A 16,191-nucleotide genomic window follows, 5' to 3' on the forward strand; every position below is an offset into this window, starting at 1 on the left:
GAAAATTATTCTAGCACGTGAAGGAGGAAAAGAATAGCATTTTCTTCTAACCTAAGGGAGGGTATTATGAATAACACGAATGAAAACCCGGATTACAAACAAAGCTTGGAAACGTCTAAAAGCATGCTACGGCTTCTAGAAGACACCTACCCTGACGCCCATTGCGAACTCAATTTTTCAAATCCTTTTGAACTTCTCATTGCAACCATTCTTAGTGCTCAAGCCACCGACAAAAAAGTGAACCAGATTACGGAACGGCTTTTTAGATATTACAAAACACCCGAAGATTTCTTGACATTAAGTCTATCGGAGATGGAGAAGGCTATAAAAGAGATTGGGCTCTATCACAATAAAGCAAAGAATATCTTAGCGACCTGCCGCATCTTAGTTGAAAAATTCGCAGGTGAGGTTCCTCACGATTTTCAAGCGCTCACTGAGTTGCCGGGAGTCGGTAGAAAAACCGCGAATGTCGTTTTAAGCAATGCTTTTGGAGTTCCTGCACTTGCGGTAGACACACATGTCTTACGTGTATCCAATCGCTTAGGCCTGGCGATAGGAACGAATCCTGACTCTATCGAAAAACAATTGATGAGCCTTATTCCCCGTGAAAAATGGAGTCATGCTCATCATTTGCTCATATGGCACGGACGAAGAACGTGTGCCGCCCGAAATCCTAGATGCCAGGATTGTACACTATTATGCTTATGTCCAAGCGCTAACTTAGAACCTCAGTGATGAAAAGTGTACGACAATCTACCATATTATATTCTTTGCCATGAGCGCCATTAAAATCAGCATCCTCATATACACGAACCACAGGGCGAGCGGGGATACTGGGATTTTGATCCACTACGACACCGATTTCTCCCGTGTTCAAACGAACAGTAATCCCGGTTGGGTAAGCAGCGATATTTCTTAAAAACATGCGGATCGGTTCGAGAGGAAAAACTTTCCCCACCAGACCCATAAGTACTTCGCAGGCTTCGTGGGGCATAACCCTCTTGAGCTCGCTATGATCCGATGTGAGTTTGTCGTACAAATCGGCGATGGCTACGATCTGGGCTAAAGGATGAATCTCCCCTTCCTTTAGCTGACGTGGATAGCCGGTTCCATTGATGTACTCGTGGTGCTGAAAGGCAATATGAGCCACAACTAAACTGAACTCTTTACGTTTTCGAAGATCTTCAAAGCCTAAAGTCGTATGTGTTTTTACTTGTTCTTGTTCGGAAGGGGTTAATTCTTCGATATTATTGAGTAAGTTTGGCGGGAGATGAACCATACCTATATCATGAAGTAAGGCGCCAGTGGCCAGAGTTTCTAGCTTCTCTGAATCCAGATGCATCACCTTGCCAAGGACTGTAGAGAGAACGCATACATTCACCGAATGAGCAAATGTATGATTATCACGGCTTCGGATATCCATCATGTTGACAAGTATATCTTTTTTAAACATTAGTTCTTCGACAATCTTGTTAATGACATTTTTTAACTGGAAGCCATCCATGTCTTTCCCGAGGCGAACCGCTTGTGTGCTCTGTTCGAGGACTTCCATCGCCTCTCGACGATGTTCTTCACTTATTACGTCTTCGACAACTACATCATTAAAGCGCTGGTCTTCGATATAGACGATAGAAATTCCCATATCACGAAGCTTGCTGATAAAAAGAGGCGTGAGTTTAACCCCTTTTCCAAGCAGAGTTCTTCCGTTACTTGAGTATATTGTTTTGCCTAAAACATCTCCTATTTTAAGCGAGTTCACACCCACTTGACGCACATGGTAATCCCCTTCCTGCTTGCATACTTGTTGTTTTCATCCTACACTATTTCGAAGGAAATTTAAATCCTTCGCGGAGATTTTGAACGAATGACTATTCTTCTTATTACGGCCTGCCCGATCATTAACCACTTTACGAAATCATCAGATGACAAAAGCAAGCTCTATCAGACAAGTAAATCTTCCATCTGACATAAGTTTCCTTTATACTGAGTAAAGCAGTAATAGAAAAGAGGAAACGCCATGGTTGAAGAACTAATTATAATATGTAGTTTAGGCTTTCTAGCAGCTATGATTGATGCAATTGCTGGCGGTGGAGGCTTAATAAGCCTACCCGCCCTACTTTTAGTCGGTGTCCCTCCACATTTTGCCTTAGGAACGAATAAATTTGCCTCAACCATGGGCTCCTTGGCCAGTTCTATAACCTTTGCGCGTTCAGGGAAGATATCCTTTTCTGTCGTTAAGTGGCAAATTCCCTTTACTCTCATTGGAACATGTTTGGGTGTATGGTCTGTCCTGCATATCAGTTCCGTCTTTTTGAATAAAGCTGTTCCCATTCTTATCTTACTCGTTGGGGTCTACACCTTATTTCAAAAGAACCTGGGATTAGAAGAAAATTTCAAGGGTCTTACTCCCTTGAACAGAGTTTTGGGGTTTGTATTCGCCTTTGCTCTAGGTTTCTATGATGGATTTTTCGGTCCTGGCACTGGCTCTTTTCTCATTTTCGCTTTCATCACTATTTACGGATTTGACTTCCTTACTTCATCAGCCAATGCCAAACTCCTTAATTTTGTAAGTAATCTTGTTTCCTTAATTTTATTTGCCTTTAGTGGTAAGATTCTCTACTCTTATGGAATTCCAATGGCCCTTTTCATGCTTCTTGGCTCTCAAGTGGGTACCCGTTTAGCGATTCGTAAAGGAAGCCAGCTCGTGAAACCCATCTTTATCACCATGTCCTTGCTCGTTGCAGCAAAACTTATCTATCAAGCTCTTTAATCTTTCTTTTGTGAACCTCCATCACTCTTTCCTCTAATGTCTTCTTTCCAGGAACATAATATCTAATGGTTGTTTAGTCTAGAAAAAGCCGCTCAAGGGCGGCTTTTCCTATGTCTCTATTTGAACTCTTTACTGAATGGTTTCTACTTCGGATCCTTAACCCAATCTCCGGGTTTCTCTGGATATCCATCTGGAGCACTCAATATAGGATGTTTTGCATCAGATACCCCAAATATTCGAATACGAATCCAATTGCTCCCCGTACGAGCGCTTATCAAAAGATATCCCTGAGTATCATTTTTGAAACGAAAATCAAGCAGCCCATAAGCCACTGTTGCATCTTGACCCCTGGGAACATAGGCAACCGGAAGGGAATGTGAGTTTCTTTCTAAAGTATGAAGATTCGCCTGCCGTACCGCTTGATAGAGCGTACTTGAATCCTGGCAAATCCCTCCCCCATCGTCGGATACAACCTTATTATCTACAAACATGAGTGCAGGGAGATAGCCCTTTCCCTTTTCCCGCTTTCCGACCGTTTCGTTGAACGAAAATTCACCACCCGGTGGAAGAATTAGACCATCAACCGCTTTGGCAGCCAATTGAACATTATTTACTCGCTCTTTTAGGTTCGGATTAAAATAGGTGGTATAATCCCCCAACTTATCCTTAACCTGTTGAAATTCAGCCGTCGTTGGATGAACCTCAAAGGCATCAACAATGAGGGGAACAGGTTGATCTCCTTGACCTTGACGAAGAGCTTCCCAGGAGGCCTCAAGATTGAGTGTAGCTCCCTCTGATCCCTTTTCAAGAATCAGTTCCCCATTTTCATAGGTAAGGTGGGCAGGTTTTCCTTGGCGATTTGTTATTCGACTAAGCTCCTCCAACTGAGGGAGAATCTCATCCTGGTTTAGCCTTTGTGGGGGTTCCGGAGTTTGAGTTAGACGTTTCATATACTCAAACGCATCCGTGATCCAGTGACCCGTTGCTGGCGAGTACTGATGGTCAACCCAGTTTTCTAATTCGTTATGAGTTTGAGCAAGCTCCAAGGGAAACACCTTTTGCTCATAAACTACAGCACTTGGTATCTCATCCTTAAGGATCCCAACTGCTTCTTCTTCAGTCATACCACTCAAATCTTTTCCCCATATCAATAGACCCTCCGGAGCTTTCGTATGGCCCGCTCCGTATGCAACTGAAGTGCCCAATAGGATGGATAAAAAAAGCTGTCCGAGTATGATTACTAAAAAAACTCCGAATGTTATCCTTGCGCGTAACATAGTGCGGCCGCGACTTAATTCTTATGTAGGTAAGACGTTATTTCCATGAGCTTGTTCCGCGTGACAATCTTACGAATCGTCTCTTCAGTCATTGGCTCACCTGCTGATAACACCTCGCCGTTATCTAAAACGATATCCTTAATTACGGTTTTCCCTAAGAAATACTGAAGTTGGCGCTGCTCAAAGAGATTGAACTCCTCTTCCTCGTTCTGTTGTTCTTCTTGTGAGCCCATTTCAGAGGTTTGCAACGGTTCTTCTGCCAAAACGCCCTGAGAAACAACTTGAGACTCTGCCTTAACTTCAAGAGTTGATGCCGGTTTAAGTCCGAAATCAGGATCACGATCGATGATAAGTAATTCCTTACCATAGGTGATAATTTGCTGGCCCTCAACTTGATGTTGTTCGCCTTTATTATCGGCAAAAACGCACTCCGAAATTTTGCCGGTCACTTCATCGAATAGAATCTCTTGAACTTCGCCAATCAAAGCTCCCTTTTTAGTCAATACTTTTGTACCGATGACAGAAACACCTTGCTTAAGCAGCTCCTGTGCTTCTGCGTTTCGAGAGACATCTTGAACAACCAATGGATTGGGGACGGTCAATGCAAATTCACCTAAGCCAACAATATCGTTAAAGGAAATAACCTTCGCTCCAAAATAATCTGTAGGTTGATCAACAATAAAAAAATCCAAACTACCTGTCTGTGGATTGAGAATAAGCTCTTTTACCGTCCCAACCTGCGTTCCCTCGGATATGCTGATAATACGTAAACCTCTAATTTCTGCACTTGCCTTCAAACTAAATCAATCCTTCCTTTACTTATAAATTCATGGATAACTTTTCATCTTGTAGCCATTCTGCGAGTTTAATACGCCATTCTGGAGGAGCATCGTTAATATATTCATTGATATAAGGGCTAACCTTACTCAACGCTTCCTTAGTGGAATAACCATTCTTCCAGTGCCGATATGATTCGACGATAAGGTAGAAGGCGATATCGAAGGTCGGCTTTCTATCGAGTGCATGGAGGAACCATTCCGCTGCACGGTGATAATTTCCTTCCTCTTTAGCTTGGAACCCCTTCTCAATGATCTCCTCTAGGCTAAATACCTCAACCTCATGGAAGTCACCCTCACTACTACAGGCTACCTCATTAAGTAGCTCTATCTTCTCTAGCAAAGTAGCCTCAGACACCAGCTCTTCTTCTAGCGGAGTTACCTCATTTACGGGTTCTTCTTCCTCTAGCGAAGGTACTTCGTTCACGCACTCTTCTTCCTCTAGCGAAGGTGCCTCATTCACGGGCTCTTCCTCTTCAAGCGAAGGTGCTTCGTTCACGGGCTCTTCCTCTTCTAGCGAAGGTGCTTCGTTCACGGGCTCTTCCTCTTCTAGCGAAGGTGCTTCGTTCACGGGCTCTTCCTCTTCTAGCGAAGGTGCCTCGTTCACGGGCTCTTCTTCTAGCAAAGTTGCTTCGCTCACGAGCTCTTCCTCTAGCGAAGGTGCTTCGTTCACGGGCTCTTCCTCTTCTAGCGAAGGTGCCTCGTTCACGGGCTCTTCTTCCTCTAGCGAAGGTGCTTCATTAACGGGTTCTTCTTCCTCTAGCAAAGTTGCTTCGCTCACGGGCTCTTCCTCTAGCGAAGGTGCTTCGTTAACGGGTTCTTCTTCTAGCAAAGTTGTTTCGCTCACGAGCTCTTCCTCTAGCAAAGTTGTTTCGCTCACGAGCTCTTCCTCTAGCGAAGGTGCTTCGTTTACGGGTTCTTCTTCTTCTAGCAAAGTTGCTTCGCTCACGAGCTCTTCCTCTAGCGAAGGTGCTTCGTTTACGGGTTCTTCTTCTAGCAAAGTTGTTTCGCTCACGAGCTCTTCCTCTAGCAAAGTTGCTTCGCTCACGAGCTCTTCCTCTAGCGAAGGTGCTTCGTTTACGGGTTCTTCTTCTAGCAAAGTTGTTTCGCTCACGAGCTCTTCCTCTAGCAAAGTTGCTTCGCTCACGAGCTCTTCCTCTAGCGAAGGTGCTTCGTTGATTGTGTCTTTCATCTCTAATGAATCGTTCTCTTGGTTCGAGTTTAATCTCCGTCTGATTGCCCATATGCCCCATGTGCAAATGAGTATCCCCCCAGACAGAAGCCCCCATATGAATAATTGTTCTTTTCGTAGGTAGTAAGGAAACATCAGAGAATGAATGCATAGAAGTGAAGTCGCAATTATGACATCCAGCTTCCCTAAGTTAAATCGTTCTGCATATCGTGTCATAAAATAGATAAAGGGGGCACTAACGGCAAATACTGTGATCCAATACGGAAAAATTTTGCTCCCCCCTTAAGATCATTAACTTCCTCGTATATTCGACAGTATTCCTACTTTCTCCTGCTCATATCAAGAATTCAATGCTTATCCTCAAAGAATCAACATAGTCCACAAGAACGCTGTAATCACGGCTGCAAAATACGCGGGTAAAGTGTATTTTACAAGCTGATGAACATCTACTCCAGCAACAGCAGCAGTAACTGCAGTAAACCCCCACGGGATCAATGCTGCACCTGTCCATATCCCGGCGACCTGACCAAGGACGGCTAAAGGAACCGCATCGAGACCTGCCGCTTGACTTAAAGCAACTGAGATCCCCCCTACTAAGGGCAAGGAGGAGAATCCCGATCCATCCATCGACCCTAAAATGGCTACGAGCACGATTAATATCCCAACTGTCCATTTTGAGAGAGGAATCCATCCCGATAAAGAGTAGGCAAAGTCACTAAAAAAACCTAACCCCTCGTGATGGAGAATTTGTTGATATCCTGACTTCGTTCCGAGAAAGAAAAAACTCGACATAATAACGATGGGTGCAAAAACCCCCATAGCAAAACGCAAGCCCTCTTTTATATAATCCATAAAACTAGAGAAGGCACCTTTCCCATCTTTTAGTAAAGTACACAAACAAAGAATGAATAGGGTCACTCCTCCAATCAAAGCACTTGCTCCATCTCCGCGGATCTTCAAAGTAAGGATAAATATCACCGTAATGAGGTAACCGATAACAACACAACTGGCTATCATTCGAATCCGCTCTGGCTTAAGGGGTGACTTTTCAATCGTAACTTTTTTTACATCACGATTGAGTTCCTTTTCTTCAAAGAGGACGTGTTGGGCTTCTTCTTTCTTAAGTAAAAACGCTAAGGTCACCCATCCAGCGACTGCTGCAAATAAACCACTCAACATCACGACCGGAAAAGAAGCGGATATAATAGTATGAACAGGGATCCCCGCCGCCTTGCTTAATAAAGAAGGGGCACCTTGGATTACGAAATCTCCGGCGAGCCCTATTCCCTCTCCAAAAATCGTTAAACTCACTGCAAGGCCGATCGGGTTAATTCCGACCTTAACTAAAGCTGGAACTGCAACAGCTCCCAATAAGCTAATGGCTGGTGTCGGCCAAACAAGCAGGGTTAGAATCCACATACCTATCCCAATAGCCCAATACGCTACCCCGAGAGTTCTGATTCTTAGAAGAGGCTTGATCATGACTTGATCTGCTTCCGTTTCCTTGAGTAAACGTGTTAAAGCCACCACAATTCCAATCAACAAAATTACCGTTAGAAGGTTCCCTGTGGCGAGACTCAATGCTCGAAAAGAAACTTGGATTGCTCCAATCACATCCCCACTGTCTGCGATGCCTACTCCAAATAGACCAATAGCCGCAGGGAGAATGGGGGGTTTGCGAAAAATCAAAGTAAGTATAATGATAACTACAAAGATTAAAAAAATCCAATGAGCACTTGTTGGCATGTTACACCTCCACATCAGCTTAGTTTACCAACTCAGGATTAAGAGTATGTAATCGGGTAGGAGGCCACCCATTATTTGAGTAGCCGACCTCCCACACCACCGTACGTACGGTTCCGTATACGGCGGTTCCAAAGTTTACACGTTACTTCGCAGAATAACATTCACTAAAACTGAGATATCCAACTCGTTCGAAGCTTTTGTTGGATAGAGCTTTCGTCAAAATAGGGCTATGGGCTGTACGCCAATAGCCTTTCCTTGTGTTTGCCCACATCCATGCTTGCTCTTCACTTATGCCTGCTCTTTTGAGATTTTCAAATCGCGTTCGGATTTTCTTCCATTGTTTCCAGGTCACCATACGTATGCGACTTCTCAACCATTTATCTAACTCAATAAGTAAATTCTTTGCGTCGGCTAGTTTAAAGTAATTCGTCCAGCCTCGCACGACTTGGTTGAGTTTCGTTCTCCGTTCTTCGATTCCCATCCCATTGCTTCGTCCTGTTACTTCTCGGATTTTATCCTTGAGTTTCTGAATGCTTTTCGGGTGGATTCTTAGACGCCCCTCTCCTTGGTAGATGTAAAAGCTATATCCCAAATACTTGACGTAGTTTACGCGTGCGACCTTTGTTTTCTCCCTGTTTACCTTGAGAAATAACTTTCCCTCGATATACGGAAGAATGTGGTCAAGCGTGCGCTCTGCTGCTTTCTTACTTTTACAGAAAATCATCATATCATCTGCATAACGTACAAAGCGGTGTCCACGCTTTTCTAACTCATGGTCGCATTCGTTCAACATAATGTTGCCAAGTAACGGGCTCAAAGGGCCTCCTTGCGGCACACCCTCTGGACTTTCCTCAAAAAGCCCACCTACCATTACTCCTGCTCCGAGAAATTTGTGGATTAGCGAGATGACTCGTCCATCTTTTATCGTTTCCGATAAGATTTGAATCAGTTTGCTTTGGTTGACCGTATCGAAATACTTCTCCAAATCCATATCAACTACATATTTGTAGCCTTCTGTAATATGGGTCTGGCATTTCTGTAGTGCATTATGGGCACTGCGTTTCGGTCTAAAGCCATAGCTATTGTCTGAGAATTGCTTCTCGAAGATTGGAGATAGGACTTGCGTTATCGCTTGTTGGATTAGCCTGTCTACAACAGTTGGTATTCCCAGTTTTCTTGTCTTTCCGTTTTCTTTGGGTATTTCTACCCTCCGTACGGGTTTTGGACGGTATTTACCATCCCAGAGGGATTGTAAGAGTTCATCCTTGTGTTCTTTCAGGAAGGGTAGAAGTTCATCCACCTGCATGCCATCGATTCCACCTGCACCTTTATTCCTCTTTACCTGCTTGTAAGCTTGGTTTAGATTCTCAGTGCTAAGAATTTGCTCAAGCAAACCTTCTGTCTGCTTGTTCGCGTTGGTGCTGTCGGTTTCAGTCATCTTAGGTGACGCGCACACTTCTGCATACTCTTTCCGTTCCGCAGATACCCTTTGCAGATAGTCTTCGATTCGAAGTTGTCTGTGTTTAAATTTGTCACTTTTAGTAACTTTCATTGACCTACACCTCCTTTGGTTCAGCCCTTCCGTCGGTGTCTAGAACACCTCTGTACTATGGCCTCTGCTGACTCCTCACGATAAATCCTGTTTCAACCGGGTTTCTTACTCTGTTTCCACCCGTCCGTGAGGCCTCCCACGGTAAGACGATTCACTTTCATTCCATGTACCCGCAACATTTACGCTGACGTGTCCGTGTAGCTTTTGGGCTTCGACTTGTCATGCAGTCTTACCCTACGTTTAGCGCCTGATGCTGTTCGTGTTCCTCGGGTCGGAACTTTGCCGCTGGCTGCCTTTAGATTCCACCTCGCGGTGGACACCCTTGCCTTAAGCTAATGGTTGGTCGCTACATACCCCCATAACGGACTTTCACCGTCTAGTTAATCGCCATGCGTGGCGCACACGCAAAAAGGACTGCCCAATTCGGCAGTCCCTAAAAAGACAACTTAAGCTAATTAAAATCTAAATTTACGTCACGCTTGGATCATTTGCGTAACTCGTTTTGGTTGATTAGGAGTGTTCTTTGCAACGTTAATAATTTGGTAACAGGATGCTCCGATTATCACTCCACAACCGGCTAAGAACCCACCAATCATTAAAACAGCGATCCATCCTAGCATTCTCTCCACCCCCTTCTTATTGAGAAAAGCATCTATAATGAAATGACAAAGAATTATGTGAGTTATTGATTTCACTATCATTATATGTGAAATCAAATGCAAAATTCAAGTGAAAGTATTCTTTTTCATAAAATAAAATAATTCTGTGAAATCAGAAAAATACAACCTCTAAAAAGAAGAACCTCGCAAAAAATGCAAGGTTCCTCTTGAGTTACTTATTTACAGGTTCTGCCTGCATAATTTGGCCCAGTTCTCTTGAAACCACTTGACTTTGCGTAAACTCCGCAAGCCAGTGAATAAATTGTTCACGCTCGTCCCAGGGAATATACACCTGTACCTTCACCGTAGCCATGAATTCCTCTTGTGCAGTCATCCAGGAGAACTGTTTAAACCTATATTTCAACGGTTCATACCAATCATAGGTTGCTTCCACCTCATAGATCATGTGAGGAACAAGTCGTGCAATAGGCGTGTTATCCATGAGTTGGCGGGCTGTCCCTCCATAAGCACGAGTTAAGCCCCCAGCTCCAAGAAGAATTCCCCCAAAATATCGTATAACCACAACTAAGACATCCCATATTTTCCTGTACTGAAGAACATCGAGTACAGGTCTTCCACCGGTACCTTGAGGTTCTCCATCATCGGAAGACTTTTCTAGCTTGCCGCTATGGAGACGATAAGCATAAACATAATGACGTGCATTCGGATAAAGTTTGCGGACTTCCTCAAGCCTTTGCTCTACTTCCTCCGTGCTAGAAATCGGAAAGACAACGCCAATAAACCGAGATTTCTCGATGACTTGTTCCCAGGTTTCCATTTGCAGCACGGTATCATAGTTTTCCACGCTGATTACTCCTGTCCACTTAATTTCATGAGAGTTTTACCCATGAATTTCTCCGCATCAATAAGGAAGCGCTCATGAATGCCAGAGCCGATCACTTCTTTTTCATCAAAGGCTTCTACTTTAAAGACAAGACGCCGCCGATCAACTTCGATCAATTCAGCCTGAGCCCATACCTTCATCCCGACGGGTGTCGCCGCACTGTGTTTTATATCCAAGGATACCCCCACACTGCTTTGCCCTTCTTCCAGCACGAGTGCATTGACTGCAGCTTCCTCCATCATTGCGACAAGAGCCGGAGTTGCAAAAACATCAAGTAAGCCGCTTCCCATTGTTTTGGCTGTATTTTCACTTCCTACCGTTTTATCCGCTCTTCCTTTTAGACCTGGCATTAGTTCTGCCATCTCGCCACCTCGCTAAAAAGTTTTTATAACTATAATTTTATATTTTAGCATAGAATTTAGAAAAAGCGTTGAATTTTTCAACGCTTTTTCTGATTAAGTTTTTACACTTTTAAGTGAAATAGATTGAATTTTTCAAAGCACAAGCTTTAATGTTGAATCCCCTGTGAAATATTACTTAGAGCTTCTCCCGCTTCATCCTCATGAATGTTCTCAACGGCCAAATCTCCCAGTGATAGCATTCCTATGAGCTTTCCATTCTCAACAACAGGAAGCCGGCGGATTTGATGATCGGACATGAGCCGAGCAGCTTCGTGAATATCAGCCTCAGGTTCAACACTTACTAACTGAGTAGACATAACTTCAGAAGCGAGAATACTCCCTAAATCTTTCCCCTCAGCAACTGCTTTGATGACGATATCACGATCAGTCAAGATCCCCTGGAGTTCATCTTGCTTACAAACAGGGATTGAACCAACGTTTTCTCTTTTCATCATTTCTGCGACTTGAACTAATGAAGTGTTATAATCAGCGGCCTCAACTTGAGGAGTCATAATATCTCGTACTTTCATTTGATTCCTTCCTTTCTCTCATTCCAATAAACTTCCTAGACAGTGTTCCCATTTTGCTAAATTTCAATCTAATTATTTTCTCGAGAAAACAAAAATCCGGAGTACGCCATTATTAAAGCGAACTCCGGTTACTTATTCTATATATAATATACAACTCAAAGATAAACGTACTAAATTGGCTTTCGTCCGCTCACAAGTGCAACAACTCCACCAGCAAGATTTTCATAACGGGTTTCCACCAACCCGGCTTGTTCGAAGATACGAGCCAACTCTTGTTGAGGAGGAAACTCTCGTGCAGAATCATGAAGATATTGATAAGCTTTTGCCTTTCCTGCCCATACTTTCCCCATCAGTGGGACTAGCTTTTCAAAATAGAGCCAATACCCTTGTTTAAATCCAGGTAAGGTTGGTTTGGCCATATCTAAAGAGACCACTTTCCCACCCGGTTTAACCACTCGGATCATTTCACGTATCCCTTTTTCTAAGTCTGGGAGATTTCTTAGTCCCCAGCCTACAGTAGCCCCATCAAAGGCGTTATCTTCAAATGGGAGATTCATGGCATCCCCTTGTATGAGGTCTATAATGGATTGATAAGAGGACCCGGACACATGTTCTCTTGCTTTTTCGAGCATATTCTGAGAGAAGTCTAAGCCAGTAATATGTCCTGCAGTTCCTACCGTCATAGCCAGTTCCAAAGAGAGCTGACCGGTTCCACAACAAACATCAACGATATTCATCCCTGGCTTTGCTTCGACTGTCTGCACTGCCTTTTTGCGCCACCCTTTATCAAGTCCAAAACTCATTAGGGTATTCATTAAATCATATCGTTTGGCAATTGAATTAAAGGTTTCCTGTACATAGGTTGATTTATCTTTACCGGAAAAATCCATTGTAGCTCATCCTCACTTTCGTTCTGTTTCACCCCGACTTCTCTTAATAGATTGTAAGGGATTATTAGAACGTTGTCTATTTTTGTGATGAAGAATCATGACTTCCGCCATTCGAAATCAATGCTTGTTCAACTCCCCCACGACCTAGAATTTCCTTCAAGGTCCTAAGCGGTACACCCTGCCCTAACGCAATACTTAATAGGAGGCGTACCTTTTCAGTTGAAAGGTCACCTGCAAAGAAAGCCCCTTGGCGTTCGAGGTCTGCTCCTCCACCTGGGTAGCCATAAGTAGGAGCTGTCCGGCCAAATAGACACCGAGAAGTTACTACGACTGGAACACCTCTATGGATGATCCTCTGAATTGCTGGAACCACCTCAGGGGGTAGATTGCCACGCCCGAAGGCTTCGATGACCACTCCTTCCACACTGGGATCTACCATTTTTTCAAGGATTTCCTCTTCCATCCCTGTGAAAGCTTTGCACACAATAACCTTCGCCAAGCGATGGGGAGGATCGAATTTCACTGAGGGTTCCGGTTTCCTATGCCATAATACATCTCCATTATCGATGCTTCCCAAGGAACCCAATTCTCCTGAGCTGAACGCATCCACATGACTTGTATGTAGTTTACGTACATCTCTTGCTGCATGAATCTCTTCATTCAGAGCAATCACAACACCGCGTCCCTTAGCATGTGAATCGAGAGCAATGAGCATAGAATTACGTAGGTTGCGAGGGCCGTCCGAGTCACTCTCCGAAGCATCTCTCTGTGAGGCAGTCAAGATAACTGGCCTACTATCCTTTACCGTCAAATCTAAGAAATAGGCGGTTTCCTCCAGGGTATCGGTTCCATGGGTAATTATAACGCCTTTTAGAGAAGGGTCTTGAAACGAATGGGTAACAGCCTTGGATAGCTCACTCATTCGTTCCGGTTTCATATTACAGCTTGCAACATTACTAAAGTCTATAACCTCCCATTGAGCTTCCTTTTGGAGATTCGGCAAGCTCTCTAATAAGTCATGTCCACTGACAGCCGGAACGACTTTGCCCCACTGATCTTTACGCATGGCTATAGTTCCTCCAGTGGCAATCAACAGTATTTTTCCCAACGTCTCTTCCCCCTGTCATTACGATCAACCTTCGACATCTTATAGTGGTATTCTACCTCAATACTTAATCGAGTGCACCTTTAGATTATTGTATACCTATTCTTCATTATTAAATGAGTTATCTCTTGTACTTCTGACAATTTACCACTATTATGAAATTAGGAACGATTGACTGAAAAGGAGGAAAGATAAAGTATGTATGACTTAAAAAACCACACAGAAAGTGTGGTCCAACAAGCTCTCAAAGAATATATGGAGAAGTATACGCTCCCCTGTAACTGTGAACGCTGCCAAGCTGACATTAAAGCCCTTGCTTTAAACCAGTTACCCAGCAGATATTACGTTTCCAAGCGCGGGGAAATATTAACCCAGTGGGAATCCCAAACAACGCCCGACCAAGCACGAATTATGTCAGCCTTAGTACGAGCAGTCAAACAAGTTACGGCTACACCCTCACACGAATGATTAGAGGGTTATGAGCACAATAAACGTAACAAGAATGAAAATAATAAATCCTATAACTTTGAAGGGTGTATTGATTACAAATTCCACTTCGACCGGGACGACGTCAATTTCTCGCATCCGCTTCTCTCCTCTTCCCCGTACAGAATTCTCGTGGATGGCCTAACCTTTCTGCTCTCCTACTTATTTATATGTTAATCTCCCCAATAATCGTGACTCCTTTTATCCGTCTAACTGAAGTGAGGTATACTGACTTGCTTGATGCACAAACTCTCATGCGTTTTTCCTTATTCTCTTCACTCTCTGAAAAGGATTTAACTCCACTGCTACCCCACTTTAAAACCCGTAAATACCGAAAAGGACAAATCCTCTTTATTGAAGGAGAAATCGGTTCACAGGTTTATTTCGTCCTTACTGGGCAAATCAAGCTTAGTAAGACCTTACCGAATGGTAACGAACAAATTTTGGACTGGTGTGGTCCTTATGATAGTTTAGCCGAAATCCTCCTTATCGAATCAGGTTCCTACCCCGCAACAGCAGAGGTTGTAAAGGAAAGTACCATCCTTGTCTTAACTAATGATGGAATGCCTCAACTTCTTGAAAATCATCCTCGACTAGGGGTAGCACTTATACGAACGTTAAATAAGCGTCTGCGTATGAATCAGGAATTTATCCGAGTACTTACCAGTCGTTCTACAGCAGGGATTCTAGCCATGATCTTATTACGTCTTGCTAAGCCAGCCGAATCCTTGGGAAACCCTATCTATGTCGATGGTTCACTAACCCATAAAGACTTAGCCAGTATGATCGGAACCTCACGAGAGCTTGTTAACCGTGCACTGAATCAATGGAAAAAATCAGGTGTCATCCGTTTAAAGGAAGGTCGCTTAGAAATTCTTCGTCCCCACGAATTAGCGGATTGGCCATAAACCCTTGCAACCTTAAACTAGTTAAAAAATTTACTCTCACTCGTTGGTTCAAATCCAGACGAAGCCTCATATAGGTCAAAAGCTTGAATAGTCTTCCAAATCTCCTCCCATAGCAACCCCGGATTGCGCCGCCAAAAAATCATGGCGGCGCGAACTCGTTCTATACTACTTTCTTGTGGAATAAGGCGAAGCAGATTTCTGCCCCCCCAGGCTTTAACCCACTCCATATAGCACTGGGTTAGTTCTGGAGACTGCTTCTTGATATGTTTTAAAGTAAAGAAAGAAGCGATTCCCACTAGAGTTGAATCTTCATTTCCACGTCTGAAGGATTGTCCGTCTAAATCTTGACCTACAAGGACGAGTAGAAAATAGAGATAGTAAATTCTTACCACCTGCCGCAAAGAATCAGGACTTAACTTCAGCACTTCAGCAAGCCGGCCTAGCGAACGAAGAAATATCTTAACGCCCGGCTCTGTATAGGATATAGCTGCAAAGGCCGTGAGTGGCAAAGGAAACAAATCCTCCCATTTTGATTCCTCGAGTTTGGTGATGAGCTCATTTTCAAGCTGAAGTGCTTTTCTGTCGTGTTGCTGAATTTGTTCTGAAGTTTCACGAAGAAATCTTTCGGCCTCTTTCGGTTGCTCCGGTAATTGCTCCAACCATTCTCTTAAACGAGCTCTCCGCGGCATGAGTATCTCTAGAAGGCTAGCTGTCTCCTGATGCAAGTTCTTGAAGCCCTTCTTAACTTCATCAGGTTCACGGTAAAGCCCACGCATGAGAACTTCTGCTCCGCGGGGTATCTCCATGGACTCTTCAATTCGTATCACGGCTTCTCCGTTCCTTTCTAGAAACCGAAGCCCCATAGCTTGTTCGACCTCTAGGCGCAATGACACTTAAACTCCCCCTTGGCCCTCTTCTTGATTCATAATATGGTCTTTTGAGCCTGCTCAGACCAATTATTTGACCCTGATGGGACAGTTTGCTAAAATGAGGAA

General features: G+C 43.8%; 17 protein-coding genes. 4 read left to right on the plus strand and 13 right to left on the minus strand.

The genetic code is table 11. From position 1 onward, the window contains the following. The first annotated feature begins 123 nt into the window (after positions 1-123). Complete coding sequence (nth, locus tag ACZ42W_RS14545; RefSeq protein ID WP_464171022.1) at positions 124-735, plus strand: endonuclease III; 612 nt, start codon at positions 124-126, stop codon at positions 733-735. Here the strand turns inward: nth and ACZ42W_RS14550 are convergent. Continuing rightward, entirely contained in the window at positions 716-1,774 is a 1,059-nt protein-coding gene (locus tag ACZ42W_RS14550; protein ID WP_464166064.1) for an HD-GYP domain-containing protein, read from the minus strand. The two genes, nth and ACZ42W_RS14550, sit on opposite strands and share 20 nt — an antisense overlap. 243 nt (positions 1,775-2,017) lie before the next feature. Between ACZ42W_RS14550 and ACZ42W_RS14555 the strand changes: the two genes are divergently transcribed. Then, positions 2,018-2,770: a TSUP family transporter gene (locus ACZ42W_RS14555; RefSeq protein ID WP_464166065.1), complete on the plus strand. Its 753-nt coding sequence runs from the start codon at positions 2,018-2,020 to the stop codon at positions 2,768-2,770. A 143-nt stretch (positions 2,771-2,913) separates the two neighbouring features. On the opposite strand, the gene ACZ42W_RS14560 is transcribed toward ACZ42W_RS14555, so the two are convergent. The 11 genes from ACZ42W_RS14560 to ACZ42W_RS14610 all read right to left on the minus strand — a co-directional run bounded on the left by ACZ42W_RS14560 (position 2,914) and on the right by ACZ42W_RS14610 (position 13,805). Beyond that, complete coding sequence (locus ACZ42W_RS14560) at positions 2,914-3,894, minus strand: VanW family protein (RefSeq protein ID WP_464171024.1); 981 nt, start codon at positions 3,892-3,894, stop codon at positions 2,914-2,916. 167 nt (positions 3,895-4,061) lie between these two features. Then, the gene (locus ACZ42W_RS14565) at positions 4,062-4,844 is read right to left on the minus strand and encodes a PRC-barrel domain-containing protein (protein ID WP_464166066.1); all 783 of its coding nucleotides are present in this window, start codon (positions 4,842-4,844) and stop codon (positions 4,062-4,064) included. Between the two features lie 22 nt (positions 4,845-4,866). After that, on the minus strand, positions 4,867-6,075 hold the full coding sequence (locus ACZ42W_RS14570; protein ID WP_464166067.1) for a hypothetical protein: 1,209 nt from the start codon (positions 6,073-6,075) through the stop codon (positions 4,867-4,869). A gap of 360 nt (positions 6,076-6,435) precedes the next feature. Next, on the minus strand, positions 6,436-7,821 hold the full coding sequence (locus ACZ42W_RS14575) for a citrate transporter (RefSeq protein WP_464166068.1): 1,386 nt from the start codon (positions 7,819-7,821) through the stop codon (positions 6,436-6,438). Positions 7,822-7,963: 142 nt separating this feature from the next. Beyond that, positions 7,964-9,373, minus strand: coding sequence for a group II intron reverse transcriptase/maturase (gene ltrA / locus ACZ42W_RS14580; protein ID WP_464166069.1), 1,410 nt, complete (start codon positions 9,371-9,373; stop codon positions 7,964-7,966). A gap of 473 nt (positions 9,374-9,846) precedes the next feature. Next, positions 9,847-9,993, minus strand: coding sequence for a hypothetical protein (locus tag ACZ42W_RS14585; protein WP_464166070.1), 147 nt, complete (start codon positions 9,991-9,993; stop codon positions 9,847-9,849). Positions 9,994-10,204: 211 nt separating this feature from the next. After that, positions 10,205-10,837, minus strand: coding sequence for a YigZ family protein (locus tag ACZ42W_RS14590; protein WP_464166071.1), 633 nt, complete (start codon positions 10,835-10,837; stop codon positions 10,205-10,207). Positions 10,838-10,842: 5 nt separating this feature from the next. Then, a complete protein-coding gene (locus ACZ42W_RS14595) occupies positions 10,843-11,238 on the minus strand; it encodes a thioesterase family protein (RefSeq protein ID WP_464166072.1) in 396 nt (131 codons plus the stop codon). Positions 11,239-11,384: 146 nt separating this feature from the next. Beyond that, on the minus strand, positions 11,385-11,807 hold the full coding sequence (locus tag ACZ42W_RS14600) for a CBS domain-containing protein (RefSeq protein ID WP_464166073.1): 423 nt from the start codon (positions 11,805-11,807) through the stop codon (positions 11,385-11,387). A gap of 170 nt (positions 11,808-11,977) precedes the next feature. Then, on the minus strand, positions 11,978-12,697 hold the full coding sequence (locus ACZ42W_RS14605; RefSeq protein ID WP_464166074.1) for a demethylmenaquinone methyltransferase: 720 nt from the start codon (positions 12,695-12,697) through the stop codon (positions 11,978-11,980). Between the two features lie 76 nt (positions 12,698-12,773). Then, a complete protein-coding gene (locus ACZ42W_RS14610; RefSeq protein ID WP_464166075.1) occupies positions 12,774-13,805 on the minus strand; it encodes an asparaginase in 1,032 nt (343 codons plus the stop codon). A 195-nt stretch (positions 13,806-14,000) separates the two neighbouring features. On the opposite strand from ACZ42W_RS14610, the gene ACZ42W_RS14615 reads away from it, so the two are divergent. Then, the gene (locus ACZ42W_RS14615) at positions 14,001-14,270 is read left to right on the plus strand and encodes a late competence development ComFB family protein (protein ID WP_464166076.1); all 270 of its coding nucleotides are present in this window, start codon (positions 14,001-14,003) and stop codon (positions 14,268-14,270) included. Between the two features lie 272 nt (positions 14,271-14,542). Beyond that, the gene (locus ACZ42W_RS14620) at positions 14,543-15,196 is read left to right on the plus strand and encodes a Crp/Fnr family transcriptional regulator (protein WP_464171025.1); all 654 of its coding nucleotides are present in this window, start codon (positions 14,543-14,545) and stop codon (positions 15,194-15,196) included. Positions 15,197-15,213: 17 nt separating this feature from the next. On the opposite strand, the gene ACZ42W_RS14625 is transcribed toward ACZ42W_RS14620, so the two are convergent. Then, complete coding sequence (locus tag ACZ42W_RS14625; RefSeq protein ID WP_464166077.1) at positions 15,214-16,089, minus strand: hypothetical protein; 876 nt, start codon at positions 16,087-16,089, stop codon at positions 15,214-15,216. Between the last annotated feature and the right edge of the window lie 102 nt (positions 16,090-16,191).

This window comes from Desulfitobacterium elongatum (genome assembly GCF_055378975.1).

What these genes read in the sequence shown, in the direction of transcription:
- ACZ42W_RS14570 (WP_464166067.1), bottom strand. Translation starts at nt 6,075, where the DNA reads ATGAAAGACACAATCAACGAAGCACCTTCGCTAGAGGAAGAGCTCGTG.
- ACZ42W_RS14600 (WP_464166073.1), bottom strand. Translation starts at nt 11,807, where the DNA reads ATGAAAGTACGAGATATTATGACTCCTCAAGTTGAGGCCGCTGATTAT.
- ltrA (WP_464166069.1), bottom strand. Translation starts at nt 9,373, where the DNA reads ATGAAAGTTACTAAAAGTGACAAATTTAAACACAGACAACTTCGAATC.
- ACZ42W_RS14620 (WP_464171025.1), top strand. Translation starts at nt 14,543, where the DNA reads ATGCGTTTTTCCTTATTCTCTTCACTCTCTGAAAAGGATTTAACTCCA.
- ACZ42W_RS14585 (WP_464166070.1), bottom strand. Translation starts at nt 9,993, where the DNA reads ATGCTAGGATGGATCGCTGTTTTAATGATTGGTGGGTTCTTAGCCGGT.
- nth (WP_464171022.1), top strand. Translation starts at nt 124, where the DNA reads ATGCTACGGCTTCTAGAAGACACCTACCCTGACGCCCATTGCGAACTC.
- ACZ42W_RS14605 (WP_464166074.1), bottom strand. Translation starts at nt 12,697, where the DNA reads ATGGATTTTTCCGGTAAAGATAAATCAACCTATGTACAGGAAACCTTT.
- ACZ42W_RS14555 (WP_464166065.1), top strand. Translation starts at nt 2,018, where the DNA reads ATGGTTGAAGAACTAATTATAATATGTAGTTTAGGCTTTCTAGCAGCT.
- ACZ42W_RS14560 (WP_464171024.1), bottom strand. Translation starts at nt 3,894, where the DNA reads ATGACTGAAGAAGAAGCAGTTGGGATCCTTAAGGATGAGATACCAAGT.
- ACZ42W_RS14595 (WP_464166072.1), bottom strand. Translation starts at nt 11,238, where the DNA reads ATGGCAGAACTAATGCCAGGTCTAAAAGGAAGAGCGGATAAAACGGTA.
- ACZ42W_RS14575 (WP_464166068.1), bottom strand. Translation starts at nt 7,821, where the DNA reads ATGCCAACAAGTGCTCATTGGATTTTTTTAATCTTTGTAGTTATCATT.
- ACZ42W_RS14615 (WP_464166076.1), top strand. Translation starts at nt 14,001, where the DNA reads ATGTATGACTTAAAAAACCACACAGAAAGTGTGGTCCAACAAGCTCTC.